Genomic DNA, 15,003 nt, shown 5'->3' on the forward strand with positions numbered 1-15,003 from the left:
GGCGAGGAGCAGCCCCTGGGCCCGCTGGCCCAGGGCACCGAGCACGTCGGCGAGGAACACGGCCGCGCGGGCCCGGCCGGGTCCGTCGCCGAGACTCTCGTACCCGGCGCGGGCGGTGTCCAGGAGGGCGCGCGCGGCCTGCGGGTCGCCCTGCTCGTGGAGGACGCGGGCGAGCGTGAGGCGGGTGTCGGCCACGCCGCGGCGGTCCTCGCCCGCGGTGTACGCGGTCAGGGCCTTCTCGGCGCAGTCGCGGGCGGCCTCCAGGGATCCGCAGGCCAGGTGGGCGGCGCCGAGGGCGGCGAGGGCAGCCGGCTCCGCGACGCCCCCGCCGTGGGACCGGGCGGCGGTCAGGCGGGCCACGGCGGCCCGTCCCTCGCCCCGGTGCACCCAGTAGGGCACGGCGGCCGTGGCCAGGCGGGCGGCGCTGCGACCGTCCCCGGTCCGTACGAGGGTGTCCAGGGCGGTGAGGACGTCCTCGTGCCCGTGGCCCAGGCGGTCCAGCGCGGTGCGCTGCCCGGGTCCCTCGAGTTCTCCGAGCAGCTCGTGGGCCTGCTCGGTGAAGTACGCGGTGTGCGCGGCCTCCACGTCCGTCCAGGACCGCCGGCGCTCCAGCAGGGTCCGCGCGAACTGCCGGTGCAGGGACGGCATCCGGAAGCGCATCTCCCCGTCGGGCTGCTCCTCGCACAGCAGCAGGCTGTGGTCGACGAGCTCGGCGAGCGCCGTGTGGACGTCGGGCAGCGGGAGGGCGAGGACTCCGCGGACGCCCGCGGCGTCGAAGGTGTCGGTGAACACGGCGAGCCCGGCCAGCAGGTCGCGGCGGTGCGGGGGCAGGGCCGACCAGCTGTGCGCGAGGGCGTCCGTCATGGACAGGTGGCGGGAGGTGGTGTCGGCACCGGTGCCGTACAGGGCCTCCGAGGAGCGGCCGAGTTCCTCCAGGAGGGCGGCCGGCGAGATCACCTTGAGCCGGGAGGCGGCCAGTTCGACGGCGAGCGGCAGCCCGTCCAGGCGTACGCACAGTTCGGCGACGACGGCGCTGTTCTCGGCGGTCAGCCGGAAGCCGGGGCGGCTGGCGCGCAGGCAGGACAGCAGCAGCCGGACGGCGGGGACCCGGGCGAGCCGGTCGGGGTTGGCGGTGTCGGCGGGCTCGGGCAGGCGCAGCGGGGCGAGGGGGACGGGGCGTTCCCCGTAGACGCCGAGCGGCCGGGGGGCGGCCGAGAGGATGCTCAGCCGGGCGCAGGCCTCGGCGAGTGCGGCGACCTGGCCTGCCAGGTCGTGCGGCGGGCGCGGGCCGAAGTCCAGGACGACCAGGGCCCGGTCCGTCTCGTCGGCGGCGCCGCTCATGGTGTCGCGCAGGCGGCGCAAGGCGGCGGTGGCCTCGGCGGGGGTGAGGGTGTCGAGGTCGAGGTAGTGGCCGGGGATGCCGGCCTGGGTGACGGCGTCGAAGACGGCGGCGGCCAGGCGGCTCTTGCCGACGCCGACGGACCCGGTGAGGCTGAGCATCCGGGTGTGCCCGGCGAGGACCGCGGCGGTCAGTTCGGCGAGTGCGGTGTCCCGGCCGACCAGGGGGGCGAGGCTGCGCAGCCCGCGGGGCGCGGCCGGGCCGTCCCAGGCCGCGTCCTCGCGCCCGCCGACGCCACCGCCGTTGTTGCCGTTGCCGTTGCCGCCGCCGCTTCCCTCGCGGTGGCCATGACTGCCGTACGTCGTGCCTTCCTGCGTGAGCACCTTCGGTCCCCCTCCGTCCGCATGCCGATGACATGTCCGGACGGCGAGCATCTCAACAGGCCCACTAAGGACGCCTAAAGCGTCGCCGGCCCGGGTGAGGGGCCGGTGGAAGGACCGACGGACAGGACCGGCGGGCAGGACCGGCAGGCAGGACCGGCAGGCAGGACCGGCAGGCAGGACCGGGCCGGACGGGACGGTCAGGTTCCGTACGCGGCCGGCCCGGTCCCGGTCAGGAGCGCGACAGGAGCCGTTCGGCGGCGAGTTCGCCCGCCTGTACGGCCGCCTCGCTGGAGGGGCGCTGGTACAGCCAGTCCCCGGCGTATTCGACGGCGCGGACCGGGCGGGCGAGGAACTCGCGCTGCAGCCGCACCGCTTGGGCGGTGGCCTCGGGGGCCGCGTACGGGAAACGGTGCACGAAGGCTTGGCGCAGGTGCGCGTTCAGCCCCGGCGCGTACTTCTCGGCGCGACCGAGCAGGGAGGCCAGTACCTCCTCGTCCGGCAGGCCGATCAGCTCGCGGGTGGCGGCGGGGCTGGTCAGGATGGAGACCAGTCCGGCGCCCGACGGGGCCCGGTTGGCGGCCTTGGCGTGCTCGAAGGTGAGCCCGCTGATGCGGCCGTCCTCGACCTCGGGGACCAGCAGGGCGTACACGGACGGGGAGCCGCGGCGCTGGGGCGGGGTGAGCGGGCGGTCGACCAGGCAGGTGACGCGGATCATCGGGGTGTACGTGGACGCCTCCAGGTAGGGCAGTTCCGCGGCGGGCGCGCCCGGGTGGATCCGGCGGGCGAGCGGGGCCGGTACGGCGAGCACGGCCTCGCGGGCGTTCAGGACGGAGCCGTCGGCGCACACCAGGCGGACCCCGGCGACGGTCTCCTTGACCTCCTCGACCGGGTGCCCGGTACGGACGTCCAGCTTCTCGGCGACCCTCCGGGCCAGGGCGTCCATGCCGCCCCGGTAGGTGCGCCAGCCGAGCAGGCCCCAGGTGGAGACCATGGTCGAGACGAGCGGAGCGGCCGTGGAGCGGGTCGCGTCCCAGCCCCAGCCGGTGGCGACCGCGGGCTGCAGGACGTAGTCGTAGACCTCGCGGTGACGGCCCTCGGCGAGCTGCTGGACGGTCTTGGTACCCAGCGGGCTGCCGCCGGGGTCGCGGGTGTCGAACTCCTTGGCCTGGCGGACCAGGGAGCCGGCGAGTCCGGCCAGGCCGGAGCGCCCCCCGAGGGAGAGGCCGCCGCCGGTGAGCGCGCCCACCCAGTGGCCGGTGCCGGCGTGGGCGCGGCCGCCCCGCCACACCCCGGCGAGGCTGCGCACCTTCAGTACGCCGCCGTCGCGGTCCAGGCCGGTCTCCTTGATCAGCCGCCAGGTCGCGTCGTAGCCGTGGACGGCGAGGGTCTCGGTGCCCTCCTCCACGATCCAGTCCTCCACCCGGCGGGCCTTCATCCGGCCGCCGACCGCGTCGGCGGCCTCCAGGACGACGGGATTGCGGCCGGCCGCTCGCAGCCGGTGGGCGGCGGTCAGTCCCGCGATGCCCCCTCCGACGACGGCGACGTCGATGTCCGTGCTGCCGCGGGTGCTGCCGCCGGCGGCCGCGGTCGGGTGTTGTCGCGCCATGTGTGCTCACTCCTCGGGAGTTGGGAAGGAACGGGTCCGCGGGTCTGCCGTCGGGAGTCGTACGCGGTCAGGGGTGTCCCGCCGTCATCACGGATGACGGCGGGACACCCCCGGGGCTCAGGTCCAGCGGCCGGTGCCGAACGTGGCGTCCTCGCCGAGGAGCCGTTCGCGCAGTTCGAGGCGACGCACCTTGCCGGTGCTGGTGCGCGGGATGTCGTTCCAGTCCAGCTGGAGCGGCTCGGCCAGTGCCGGGAGGTCGGACGTCGCCTGCTTCCAGGCGATGTCGTCCCAGGCGCCGTCACGGGTGCACACCACGGGCAGCGGGAGCTGGCCGGGGACACCGATGATCACGGCTTCAAGCAGCTGGGGCAGCCGGTCGGCGAGGACGTCCTCCAGCTCGATGCAGCTCATGCCGGGGATCACGTCGACCTCGCGGTCCAGCAGGCTGAACGCGCCGGTGCGGGAGCTGACGGCCCAGTCGCCGGTGTTCCACCAGGTGCCCTGGGTCTTGGAGGTCCAGCGGTCGGCCTCGCCCAGGTAGCTGATGCAGCGGCCGTTGGTACGGGCGAGGACCACGCCGGGGGTGCCGGCCGGGACCTCCTCCATGGTGACCGGGTCGACCACCTTCATGTCGGTGAAGCCGGGGATCGGGCGGCCGACCACCCGGGTGGTGGGGTGCCGGGTGCCCTGCTCGTTGAGGGCGCGGCGGGTCAGCAGGCGGAAGGTCATGGGCCCGGTCTCGGACTGGCCCCAGCCCTGCAGCCAGGAGGGGAACGGCCGCTTGCTGGCGTGCAGGAACCGGCGCACCGTCGGCGGGTGCATCGCGTCGAAGGTGCTCACGAACAAGCGGACGTCGGAGAAGACGTTGTCCGGACGCTCCAGGAGTTCCTCCCAGCCGATGTACGTGGCCGGCAGCGCCTCCAGGTAGGTGGGGCGGTGGCGGCGGAACATCCGCTCGGCGGTGGCCGGTTCGGCGTCGGCGAGGATCAGTGCGCGCTTGGGCTCCAGGCGCAGCATGCCGGTGGACCAGGTGATCATCCGCATGTGGTTGAAGGCGACGGCGGTGGCCACCGTGTCGCGGCGCTTCATGCCGACGATCGGCCACGGGATGGATTCCGTACGGCCCAGGTGTCCCATGATCGTGTCGGCGGTGTGCACGACGAGCTTGGGCACTCCCGTGGTGCCGGAGGTGTGGGTGGCCACCATCGGCTCGTACGGGGCGGTCTGGACGGCCGGCGGGATCCGGCCGCCGCGCAGGTCCTCCATGGTGAGCGCGCCGGGGAAGGGCCGGTCGATGGAGACGACGGCTTCGGCCAGCGCGATCAGGTCGGCGCCCGACTCCGAGGCGGTGCGCAGGATCTCCTCGCTGGTGACGAGCACCCGGGCGTCCGCGCGCTTGAGCACGGTCTGCAGGGTGTCGGCGGGCAGGCCGCCCGCCACCAGCACCGGCAGGGCGCCGATCCGGGCCGCCGCGCAGGCGAGGACCAGGTAGTCCCAGTGGCTCGACTTGGCGATGGCGACCCGGTCACCGGCCCGCGCACCGGCCGCGTGGATCCACGCGGACGCCTCTTCGACGAGTCCGGCGAGGTCCCCGACGCCGAGGTCGGTGCCCAGGCCCGGCGCGAAGTCGAACGGCCGGCTGAGGTGGATCCTCGTCCGGTGTCCCCGCGCCGCGTAGTGCGCGAAGAGTGATCCCAGGCCGGTCGGCCCGCCCTTGCCGCTCATGTCTCTTTCCCCTGTCGTCCGTCCGCTCGTGCGCGGTACGTGGCTGTGTACGGCGTCTGAAGCCGTGTGTCAGAGCGTGAAGTGGATGAAGTTGACCAGCACCAGGCCGGCGACTCCGGTGCGGAACGCCATCACGCCGCGCATCCGGGCCAGTAGCGCGTCCTTGCCGCGCAGGAAGTCGGAGTACTGCCGCACCCGCAGGACGGCCAGCGGCAGCATGGCCGCCACGGACCACCAGGGGGCCCAGCCGAGCAGTGCCGCGCCGCCGCAGACCAGCAGCAGGTCGGCGCCACTGAGGGCGCCGATGAACCGCCGGTTGCCGCGCTCGGACGTGCGGACCGCGACGGTGCTGCGGCCGACGGCCCTGTCCCCTTCGATGTCCTTGGTGTTGGAGTACGCGGAGACGAGCATCTGCCAGAGCCCGAAGAGGCCGGCCTCGACGAGGACCAGGGTGGGCAGGTGGCCGGCGGTGAAACCGTACTGGGCGATGACCAGGGCCATCGGGCAGCCGGCGATGAGGATCTCGCCCAGTCCGCGGTAGCTGAACTTCAGTCCCCACGAGTACTGGCAGCTGGTCACCAGGACCGCGGCGGTGACGGCCAGCGCCCAGGCCGGGCGGTGCTCGGCCGTCACGGCGGCGGCCGCCCAGAACGCCGCGCCCCACAAGAGGGCGAGGTAGCCGAACCAGTACGCCTGCCGGACCGTCAGCGCCCCGGTGAGCAGGGGCTTGCGCTCCAGCGGGCGCAGTGGAGCCCCGTCACCGCCCAGGTAGTTGGCACGGTCACTGCCGTCCTGGTAGCCGTTGATGTCGTCGAAGACCATCACCGCGGAGACCACGCCGACCTGGCCCAGGATGAACAGGCCGAGCGTCAGCCAGGTGTCCCCGGCCAGCCGGGCTTCCGGCGCGAGCGCGCTGACCACGACCAGTGCGCTCAGGTAGTAGTCGAGGACGAACTCGAACTTCGCCAGCCGGGCCAGGGCACGCAGCCGCCCTCCCCCCGTCCCCGGTGCTGCCGGGGACGGGGGGGCGTGCGGGCCGCCGCGGTCGGTCGTGGCGGCGTGGGTTCCTTGCATGTGACTCGTGACTCCCGTCGAGGTCGTGGAGGTGTCTCAGTCGGAAGCGGTCAGCACGCCCGCGGCCCGGATGCCGGAGAGCATCGCGGCCTCCGAGATCGGGGAGGTGAAGTAGTCGCCCGCGAAGACGACCGGCGGGCGCTGCAGGCGGATGACCCGGGCGGACTTGCGGTAGCGGCCCGGCGCGGGGACGGGCATCGCCCAGGGGCGCACCGCGATCTCGAAGGGCTCGGCGTCGGCCGGGAAGTCCGGCCACAGCTGGGTGACCAGGCGGCTGGTCTCGGCGAACTGCTCCTCGGTGGAAACCTCCAGGAGGCGGCGGGTGGCGGCGCGGCCGGGGTAGACGAAGGCGAGGTGCTTGTCGACCGGGCGGCCGTTCTCGTCGCGCACCGTCCGCGGGAAGGTGATGATCGTCTTGACCGCGGGGTCCTCGGCGCCGGCCGCCACGATGTGCGCCTCGGAGGGCATGCTGCTGGCGTCGACGAGGTACGAGACCGAGAGCGCGGGCTCGTACTCCTGGGTCTCCAGGAAGTCGCGGGTGTCCTGGCCGACGACGCTGCCCGGCAGGGACGCGGCGAGCTTGGCGGCGGTCGGGGCCTGGGTGGCGACGACGACGTCGTCGAAGATCTCGGTGGAGAGGGTGCCGTCCGCGGCGCGCGAGGTGATGCGGACCTTGCCGGCCGCGTCGATCTCGAGGTCGGTGACCTCGGTCTCCAGGCGGATGTCCGCGCCCTTCGCGTTGTTCTCGGCGATGATCTCCATGCCGTTGCGGAAGACGTAGAACTTGGCGCCGGCGACCTGGGCCTGCATGGCGCGGACGTGAGCGGCGGAGATGTCCTCGCAGCGCCACAGCCAGAAGGACTCGATCTCGGGGCGCAGCAGGTTGTCGAAACCACGCTGGCTCATGGTCTTGAGGGCGTACTCGGCGGCGGTGGTGCCGTCGTCGAACGGGGCCAGCTTGACCGGGTCGAAGATGTCCAGCTGCTTGCGCTTGAACGTCTCCTTGATGGTGGAGTACAGGAAGCCCAGGCGGTCGCGCAGCGAGACGTGCTCGAAGGTGAGCAGAGAGCGGAAGGAGTCGGAGAGCAGCTCCGCGGGGCGGCCCTTGTCGACGACGATCACGTTGTTCGACATCTCGACGAGCTGGTCCTCGAGACCGTACTCGCGGATGCGCTCGAACATGATCTTGTAGAAGCTGGTGAACCAGAGGTTCACGCCGACGTCGGGCTCGATCTCCGGGCGGTGCCAGGAGCGCGCACGGCCACCGAGGCCGGCGCCCGCCTCGAAGATGACGACCTCCCGGCCGTTCTTGATCAGTTCTTTGGCGGCGGCACAACCCGCCATGCCGCCACCCACGACAGCAGTCCGGCGTCCACGGGACATGAGAAGGCACCTCCGGTGCGTGTACTTCACTGGTGATTCGGGAGACCGGCTCGGCGCGGAACCGGATTCCACGAACGGCCGACGGAGACACGTTCCGCCACGGCAGGGCCTTTTTTGAATGGCAGACGCATGGCAGGAACCCGCTATCCACGGCTTCTTGCCATCGCCCTTGCCTCCCCGGTGGCAGGCCCTTGCACCCTGATTGCCCTACAGCCGCACCTTGTTGTCGATCTAGCGTCGAGTTGCGACGACGTCGGATGCCAGCGAACGGAGAGACATGGACAGCGGTACGGCAGTGCGCGGCCATGACCGGCCCACACCCCCCTCGGACCCGCCCGTCGCCTACTTCACCCAGGCGGCGTCCTTCGACAGGATGTGGCCGGTGGTGCAGCGGCACATGCGGGACGTACTCGACCGCGGTGTCTACTCCGACAGCGCCAAGAGCCGAGAGCTGGAGGGCCGGATCCGCGAACTGACCGGTGCGCGGTACGCCTTGGCGGTCGGCAACCCCACCGACGGGCTGGTGCTGCTGCTCAAGGCGGCCGGCATCGGCCCCGGACACGAGGTGGTCGTCCCCGCCCTCGCGCCCGTCCACGCGGCGAGCGCCGTCGCCCAGACCGGGGCGCGCGTGGTGTTCGCGGACATCGACCCGGACACGTACGGGCTGGACCCGGCCTCCCTGCGGGCCGCGATCACCCCGCGCACCCGGGCGATCGTCCCGGCCCGGCAGTTCAGCGGGCCGCTGCCGGGCGGGGCGGGCGACGCGGAGGTGTTCGGCATCGCGGAGGCCTACGGGCTGCGGGTGTTCGAGGACGCCGGGGACGCGTGGGGTGCCGCGCGCCCCGGAAGCGGCGCCGGGCCGTCGGGCGAGGACGCGGCGGCGGTGCCCGCCGGATGGGGCGGGGTGCTCTCCTTCGACCCCGCCGGGGTGCTGGGCGCCCTGGGCGACGCGGCGATGGTGGTCACCGACGACCCGGCGCTCGCCGGGACCGTCACCGCGCTGCGCAACCACGGCCGCCGGCCCGGGTCCAAGCCGCTCCCGACCGGCCTCGCGGAGGTCGCGGAGCAGGGCGAACTGCTCGGCACGAACGCCAAGATGGACGATCTGCAGGCCGCGGTCGTGCTGGCCCGGCTCACCACGCTGGGGCCTGCGGCGGCTCACCGGGACGAGCTGGCCCGGGCGTACGGCGAGCGCCTGGCCGGGCTGCCGGGCCTGCTCGGACTGCCGGCCGCCCGCGTCGACGCCTCGCCCGGTGTCCCGGCCCCTTCCCGGTACCTCGTCGAGGCCGAGGACCGCGATGCCCTGGCCGCCCACCTGGCCGCCCACGGCATCGGCACCGAGACCCCGGTCCGGCGCCCGCTGCACCTGCAGCCCGCCTTCGCCCCCTCCGCCCGCCGGGCGGGCGATCTCCCCGCCGCCGAGCGGGCCGCCCGGCACCTGCTTGCGCTGCCGCTGCATCCCGATCTGACGCTGGACGAAGTCGGCCGGGTCTGCGCCGCCGTCCGCTCCTTCTACGCCGGAGACAAGACCCCGTGACCCTCATCGACCAGTCCTACGGAACACCGGCCGACGCACACCCGGCCCTGCCGCTGCCCGCCCCGCCGGCCCTGCCCTATCCGCCGCCGGTTCCCACCGACGAGGAGCGGGCACTGCTGCTGGACGCCTTCCACGAGGTGGCCACCGACCCCGACCAGACCTTCGTACTGGGCCGCCGGACCGCGGAACTGGAGCGGCGGCTGCGCGGCCGGGCCCAGGTCGCCGACGTCATCGCCTGCGGCAGCGGAACGGGCGGGCTCATCCTCGCGCTGCGTGCCCTGGGCGTGGGGCCGGGCGACGAGGTCATCGTCCCCGCCTTCGGTGCCGAACCGCTCGGCTCCTCGGTGCTCGCGGTGGGCGCGATCCCCGTGTTCGCGGACGTCGAGCCGGACACGATGGTCCTCGACGTGGCCGACACGGAGCGGCGGATCACCCCGCGCACCCGGGCGATCGTCCCGGCGCACACCTTCCAGTCCATGGCCGACATGCCCGCGCTCGTCGAGCTCGCGGCACGGCGGCGGCTGGCGCTGGTGGAGGACGCGGCCATCGCCATGGGGGCGAGCCTGCACGGCCGCCCGGCGGGCTCCTGGGCCGACCTCGGCCTGTACTCGTTCTTCCCGGTCAAGCCGTTCGGCATGGCCGGCGAGGGCGCGGTGCTGCTGAGCGACGACCCCGAGCTGAGCCGGACCGTGCGGCTGCTGCGCGACCACGGCCAGGACGGGGTACGGCGGGGCATCCACCACGAGCAGGGCATCGACAGCCGCTTCGACGAGGTCCAGGCCGCGTACCAACTGGCCCGGCTGGGCTCCCTCGACGGCCGCCTGGCCCGTCGGCGGGCCGTCGTCGACCACTACGACGAGGCCCTGGCGCCGCTGCGTTCGGGCGGTCTGGTCGTACCGGACCAGGGCCCGGACACCAGCCCCTGCCTCTACGTGTACGCCGTCCAGACCGAGTACCGCGACGAGCTCGCCGCGCACCTGGCGGCGCACGGCGTCGGCACCCGCGTGTACTACCCGCTGCCGCTGAACCGGCTCCCGCAGTTCGCCCCGTACGCGGAGCACGGCCCGGCCCGGCCGGGCGCCGACCAGGCCTCCGCCCGCCACCTGGCGCTCCCGCTCCACCAGCACATGACCCTGGCGCAAGCCCGGCGGGTCACGGACGCGATCCGGTCCTTCTTCGCCGGCCCGGGCAGGTCCTGACCCCGCCCCCGCCACGGCCGCAACCCGGCGCGCAACGCCTCTCCCCCGGCCTACGGGCCGCCGGACGGGGCGTTTCGTCGTGTCCGGGCCCAGCCGCCGGGAGGCAACAGCGACGCGCGCACGCGGGGCGCCCGTCAGCACACAGGTCTGGACGGCGACTGGCCCCGGACGGAGGTGTCCGGGGCCACTGGACGAGGCCGGGAGCAATGCTCAGGAGCGGGCGGAGGCGCCCAGGAGAGGGGAGAGGTACCCGACCAGCTCGTCAATGGTGGGGTGGTCGAAGACCAGGGTCGAGGCGACGATCAGGCCCTGTTCGTCCTCGAGATCGCCGCACAGGCTCAGGGCGCAGACCGAGTCCATGCCGTATGCGGCGAGGGGGGTCCGGGGATCGAGGGTCCCGGCCGGGCGGTCGAGGTAGAGCGCGAGGCGGTCGGTCAGCCAGCCGCGCAGTTCTCCGGCCACCCCGGTTCCGGACGTGGTCATGCAGGTCCTCCTGTCCGTAATGGTCGGCGGCCCGCAGACCGCCGCCCCAGGATTGTCACGGCGCCGGCTAAAGGGGCACTTGCGGACGGAACCAGCAAAGCCGCGGCGGGCCATGCCGCCGTACGTGTCGATGATGATCTCGCGGCCGGTCAGGACGGCGGCCGGCCGGCCGCGATGGTGCGGACATCCGCCTACGAGACAGCGCTTAAGCACCGCTCGCACGCCCGCGTGAAGGTCAGATCAGGTGCCGCCAGATCTCGATTTCCTCCGCGGACAATTCCACGGTGCTGTCCCATTTCTCGGGATGGCCGGGCGGTGGACCGCCGCCGGGGCGGTCCGGGAACCGGCCGGGAGGGACTTCCCGGGGCCGGACCGCCTCCGGGTCCTTCGGCGGCAGGGGGACCCGCACACCACCGACGGCACCCAGTCCGGCGATGAACCTCCACCACTTTCGGCTACGCACGGCTGCCCTCCTGGGCTGAGGAAACGACAATTCACCGCCCGGAGCATGGCGAGCGCGGCTTGGTTTCGGCTTAAGCAGCGGTCGGGGCGGCCCCCCTGCCCGGCCGGCCACCGGCACGAAACCGGCACGAGCGTGGGCACCGGCATGGCAAGCCCATGGCAACGGCACCGCGCGGACATGGCGAGGGCGGAGCAGAACCGGCCGGTCACCCGCCTCACCCGGCAGGATCTCGGCATTGTTTCGCCGCTCCGGGCCGCAATTTCCAGCCAGGGCGGGCCTTTCGTTGACCAGCTTTCACACCGGCGGATCTGATCGCTGTCATGCGTGCGCTCCACGACGGGATGCGCATTCCCGCCTTCTTTTCATCTCACGCCAATCAGGAGCAGCAGATGGGCAATCAGCAACTCGTCATGTGCGTCGTCGGCATCGGGCCCCGCGGACTGTCCGCGCTGGAGCGTGTCTGTGCGAACGCCTCTCAGTTCCCCGACGTCGACGTGACCGTGCACGTGGTAGACCCGGAGAAGCCAGGTCCGGGCAGAGTCTGGCGCGGGAACCAGTCCCGTCATCTGCTGATGAACACCGTCGCCTCCCAGGTCACGCTCTTCACCGACGACACGGTGGAGATGTCGGGGCCGCTGGCCTCCGGGCCGAGCCTCTACGAGTGGGCGCGGCTGATGACCCCGCTGGAGCCCGGTGAAGGCCTGGACGAGGAGTTCCTCACCGAGGCCCGCCGGCTCGGCCCCGACACCTATCCGACGCGCGGGTTCTACGGCCGATACCTGGAGTGGGTCTTCCAGCACGTCGTGGCGCTGGCCCCGGCGCAGGTGGAGATCGTCGTGCACCACAGCCGCGCCGTCGCCCTCGACGACGGCGGCGACCACAAGGACGGTCCGCAGACCCTGCGGCTGGAGGACGGCACGGTCCTCGACCACCTGGACGCCGTGGTGCTCTCGCTCGGCCACGTCCCGGCCGAGGAGCCCGAGTGGCTGCTGCGCCTGCACGAGGAGGCGGCCGCGCTGGGCCTGCGCCACCACCTGCCGGTGAACCCCGCCGACACCGACCTGTCGGGCATCGGCGCGGGCGAGGCGGTGCTGCTGCGCGGCCTCGGCCTCAACTTCTTCGACTACATGGCCCTGTTCACGCACGGCCGGGGCGGCGTCTTCGAGGAGGACGGCGACCGCCTCGTCTACCGGCCCTCGGGGCTGGAGCCCCGGCTGTTCGCGAGCTCGCGGCGCGGGATCCCGTACCACGCGCGAGGCGAGAACCAGAAGGGCGCCTTCGGGCGGCACGTCCCGCTGCTGCTCACCGAGAAGAAGGTACGGGAGCTGCGCCGCCGCGCCGAGCTGAACTCGGGCCTCGACTTCCGTACGGAGATCTGGCCGCTGGTCGCCCGCGAGGCCGAGGCGGTCTACTACACCGCGCTGCTGGCCCGGGAGCACTCCGCGTCGTACGTCGACGCCTTCCGGGAGCTGCTGCTGACGACCGAGCGCGGCAGCGCGGCCGAGCGGCGCCTGCTCGGGGATTTCGGCATCGCGGCCGAGGACCACTGGGACTGGGAGCGGCTCGCGGAGCCGCACCACGGCCTGGAGTTCACGGGACCGGACGCCTACCGGACCTGGCTGCTCGGCCTGCTGCGGCGCGACGTCGCGGACGCGCTGGAGGGCAACGTCGAGGGCCCGCTGAAGGCCGCGCTGGACGCCCTGCGCGACCTGCGCAACGAGATACGCCTGCTCGTCGACCACAACGGGCTGACCGCCGCCTCGCACCGCGACGACCTCGACCGCTGGTACACCCCGCTCAACGCCTTCCTCTCCATCGGCCCGCCGACCCGGCGCATCCAGGAGATGATCGCGCTGATCGAGGCCGGGGTGCTCGAGGTGACCGGCCCCGACATGCGCGTCGAACTCGACGCCGAACAACGCCGTTTCACCGCCTCCTCGGGCCGGATCCCGGACTCGGAGGTCCACGCGACCGTGCTGATCGAAGCCCGGCTGCCCGACATCGACCTGCGCCGCACCGCCGACCCGCTGCTCCTGCACCTCAAGGCCACCGGGCAGTGCTCCGCGTACGTGATCGACGGCCCGGGCCGGGAGACGTACCCGACGGGCGGGCTCGCGGTCACGCAGCGCCCGTACCACCTGATCGACGCGGCGGGCGAGGCCCACCCCCGCCGGTTCGCCTTCGGCGTGCCCACCGAGTCGGTGCACTGGGTGACGGCGGCCGGCATCCGGCCCGGCGTCAACTCCGTGACCCTCGGGGACTCGGACGCCCTCGCGCGTGCCGTGATCGCCCTGGCCGGCGTGCCCGCCGCGACGGTGCCCGCGGCGCGCAGCGAGGTGGCGGGATGACCGACCTCGACTCCGGGCTGCTCTCCCCCGTCCGGGCGGGCACCCCGATCGAGCCGGTCACCGGCGACCTCGCCTGGCTGCAGGCGATGCTCGACGCGGAGACCGCCCTGGCCCGGGCGCAGGCCCGGATGGGGCTGGTCCCCCCGGCGGCCGCCGAGACCATCACCAAGACCGGCCGGGCAGGGGAGTTCGACCTTCGGGCACTGGCCGAGGCGGCCCGGGGCGCGGCCAACCCGGTGGTGGGCGTCGTCCAGGCACTGACCGCGGCGGTGGCCGACGCCGACCCGGCCGCCGCCGACTACGTGCACCGCGGCTCCACCAGCCAGGACGTCCTGGACACGGCCACGATGCTGGTGGCGGCCCGCGCGCTCCAGGTGATCACCGCCGATCTGGAACGCACCGCCGACGCCCTGGCCGTGCTCGCCGCCGAGCACCGGGACACCCCGGCCGCCGGCCGGACCCTGACCCAGCACGCCGTGCCGACCACCTTCGGGCTGAAGGCGGCCGGCTGGCTGCAGGGGGTGCTGGACGCGCTGGAGCGGCTGCGGGCCCTTCAACGCGGCGGGCTCCCGGTGGAACTCGGCGGCGCGGCGGGCACGTTGGCGGGCTATCTGGAGTACGCGCGGATCGACGCCCCGGACGGCGCCGCGGGCGACCCGGCCCGCTACGTGGCCGAGCTGTTCGGCGCGTACGCGGACGAGCTGGGCCTGGCGGTGCCGGTCGCGCCGTGGCACACAGCCCGTACGCCGCTGGCCGATCTGGCCGCCGCCCTGACCCTGACGTCCGGGGTCCTCGGCAAGATCGCGGTGGACGTGCAGTCGCTGTCGCGCACCGAGGTGGCGGAGGTCAGCGAGCCCTCCGCGCCGGGCCGCGGGGTCTCCTCCGCGATGCCGCAGAAGGTCAATCCGGTCCTGGCCACCCTGATCCGGTCGGCCGCGGCGCAGGTCCCGCTGCTGGCCGTGGGCGTGGCCCAGGCCCTGCTCGCGGAGGACGAGCGCCCGGCCGGCGCCTGGCACGCGGAGTGGCAGCCGCTGCGGGAGTGCCTGCGGCTGGTGGGCGGGGCCGCGCACACGGCGGCCGAACTGACCGCGGGGCTGCGGGTGGACGCCGACCGGATGGCGCACAACCTTCGGCTGACGGGCGCGCTGATCGTGGCCGAGCGGCTGGCGGCGGTACTGGCCCCGGTCCTGGGCAAGGCGGCGGCGAAGGCCGTCGTCACCCGGGCCTGCCTGGAGTCCGCCGCGAGCGGCCGCCCGCTGGGCGAACTCCTCTCCCGGGAGCCGGAGATCGCTGCCCGCTTCACCCGGGCCGAGCTGGACTCCTTCGCCGACCCGGCCCGGTACACCGGCGCCGCCGGAGCCCTGGTGGACCGCGTCCTCGCCCGCCACCGGGAGCTCGTACCCGCCCGGTGACCGACCCCGGCCGACGCGAAGGGGGCTGCCCGGACGGGCAGCCCCCTTCGT

Annotated in this window: 11 protein-coding genes; 4 read left to right on the forward strand and 7 right to left on the reverse strand. The window is 73.8% G+C overall.

Annotated elements, in window-relative coordinates; genetic code table 11:
* From J7F03_RS42270 to J7F03_RS04715, 5 genes are all read right to left on the reverse strand, one after another.
* A partial coding sequence (locus J7F03_RS42270) for a tetratricopeptide repeat protein (protein WP_214947349.1) occupies positions 1 to 1,722 on the reverse strand: 1,722 nt, incomplete at its 3' end.
* A 229-nt stretch (positions 1,723 to 1,951) separates the two neighbouring features.
* Positions 1,952 to 3,328, reverse strand: a complete 1,377-nt coding sequence (locus tag J7F03_RS04700) for an NAD(P)/FAD-dependent oxidoreductase (protein ID WP_214947350.1) — start codon at positions 3,326 to 3,328, stop codon at positions 1,952 to 1,954.
* A 117-nt stretch (positions 3,329 to 3,445) separates the two neighbouring features.
* On the reverse strand, positions 3,446 to 5,053 hold the full coding sequence (locus tag J7F03_RS04705) for a class I adenylate-forming enzyme family protein (protein ID WP_214947351.1): 1,608 nt from the start codon (positions 5,051 to 5,053) through the stop codon (positions 3,446 to 3,448).
* A gap of 69 nt (positions 5,054 to 5,122) precedes the next feature.
* Positions 5,123 to 6,127, reverse strand: coding sequence for a UbiA family prenyltransferase (locus J7F03_RS04710; protein ID WP_214947352.1), 1,005 nt, complete (start codon positions 6,125 to 6,127; stop codon positions 5,123 to 5,125).
* A gap of 36 nt (positions 6,128 to 6,163) precedes the next feature.
* Positions 6,164 to 7,510: an FAD-dependent oxidoreductase gene (locus J7F03_RS04715; RefSeq protein ID WP_214947353.1), complete on the reverse strand. Its 1,347-nt coding sequence runs from the start codon at positions 7,508 to 7,510 to the stop codon at positions 6,164 to 6,166.
* A gap of 277 nt (positions 7,511 to 7,787) precedes the next feature.
* Here J7F03_RS04715 and J7F03_RS04720 point away from each other — a divergent pair, with 277 nt between their 5' ends.
* Both J7F03_RS04720 and J7F03_RS04725 read left to right on the forward strand, forming a co-directional pair.
* Positions 7,788 to 9,047, forward strand: a complete 1,260-nt coding sequence (locus J7F03_RS04720) for a DegT/DnrJ/EryC1/StrS aminotransferase family protein (RefSeq protein ID WP_214947354.1) — start codon at positions 7,788 to 7,790, stop codon at positions 9,045 to 9,047.
* Positions 9,044 to 10,246, forward strand: coding sequence for a DegT/DnrJ/EryC1/StrS family aminotransferase (locus tag J7F03_RS04725; protein ID WP_308379079.1), 1,203 nt, complete (start codon positions 9,044 to 9,046; stop codon positions 10,244 to 10,246). The genes J7F03_RS04720 and J7F03_RS04725 overlap by 4 nt, the downstream gene beginning before the upstream one ends.
* 210 nt (positions 10,247 to 10,456) lie before the next feature.
* Here J7F03_RS04725 and J7F03_RS04730 read toward each other — a convergent pair whose 3' ends face one another.
* Positions 10,457 to 10,729: an acyl carrier protein gene (locus J7F03_RS04730; RefSeq protein ID WP_214947355.1), complete on the reverse strand. Its 273-nt coding sequence runs from the start codon at positions 10,727 to 10,729 to the stop codon at positions 10,457 to 10,459.
* A 235-nt stretch (positions 10,730 to 10,964) separates the two neighbouring features.
* On the reverse strand, positions 10,965 to 11,192 hold the full coding sequence (locus tag J7F03_RS04735) for a DUF6059 family protein (protein WP_214947356.1): 228 nt from the start codon (positions 11,190 to 11,192) through the stop codon (positions 10,965 to 10,967).
* Positions 11,193 to 11,581: 389 nt separating this feature from the next.
* Here J7F03_RS04735 and J7F03_RS04740 point away from each other — a divergent pair, with 389 nt between their 5' ends.
* Together J7F03_RS04740 and pcaB are read left to right on the forward strand one after the other, a co-directional pair.
* Positions 11,582 to 13,540, forward strand: a complete 1,959-nt coding sequence (locus tag J7F03_RS04740) for an FAD/NAD(P)-binding domain-containing protein (RefSeq protein ID WP_214947357.1) — start codon at positions 11,582 to 11,584, stop codon at positions 13,538 to 13,540.
* On the forward strand, positions 13,537 to 14,952 hold the full coding sequence (gene pcaB / locus J7F03_RS04745) for a 3-carboxy-cis,cis-muconate cycloisomerase (RefSeq protein ID WP_214947358.1): 1,416 nt from the start codon (positions 13,537 to 13,539) through the stop codon (positions 14,950 to 14,952). Before J7F03_RS04740 ends, pcaB begins: the two co-directional genes overlap by 4 nt.
* Positions 14,953 to 15,003: the final 51 nt, after the last annotated feature.

Origin of the sequence: Streptomyces sp. ISL-43, assembly GCF_018614195.1 — a bacterium.
Lineage (GTDB): Bacteria > Actinomycetota > Actinomycetes > Streptomycetales > Streptomycetaceae > Streptomyces.

Excerpts from the sequence above, each read along its gene's own strand:
- J7F03_RS04700 (WP_214947350.1), bottom strand. The coding sequence starts at position 3,328 with ATGGCGCGACAACACCCGACCGCGGCCGCCGGCGGCAGCACCCGCGGC.
- J7F03_RS04705 (WP_214947351.1), bottom strand. The coding sequence starts at position 5,053 with ATGAGCGGCAAGGGCGGGCCGACCGGCCTGGGATCACTCTTCGCGCAC.
- J7F03_RS04710 (WP_214947352.1), bottom strand. The coding sequence starts at position 6,127 with ATGCAAGGAACCCACGCCGCCACGACCGACCGCGGCGGCCCGCACGCC.
- J7F03_RS04715 (WP_214947353.1), bottom strand. The coding sequence starts at position 7,510 with ATGTCCCGTGGACGCCGGACTGCTGTCGTGGGTGGCGGCATGGCGGGT.
- J7F03_RS04720 (WP_214947354.1), top strand. The coding sequence starts at position 7,788 with ATGGACAGCGGTACGGCAGTGCGCGGCCATGACCGGCCCACACCCCCC.
- J7F03_RS04730 (WP_214947355.1), bottom strand. The coding sequence starts at position 10,729 with ATGACCACGTCCGGAACCGGGGTGGCCGGAGAACTGCGCGGCTGGCTG.
- J7F03_RS04740 (WP_214947357.1), top strand. The coding sequence starts at position 11,582 with ATGGGCAATCAGCAACTCGTCATGTGCGTCGTCGGCATCGGGCCCCGC.
- pcaB (WP_214947358.1), top strand. The coding sequence starts at position 13,537 with ATGACCGACCTCGACTCCGGGCTGCTCTCCCCCGTCCGGGCGGGCACC.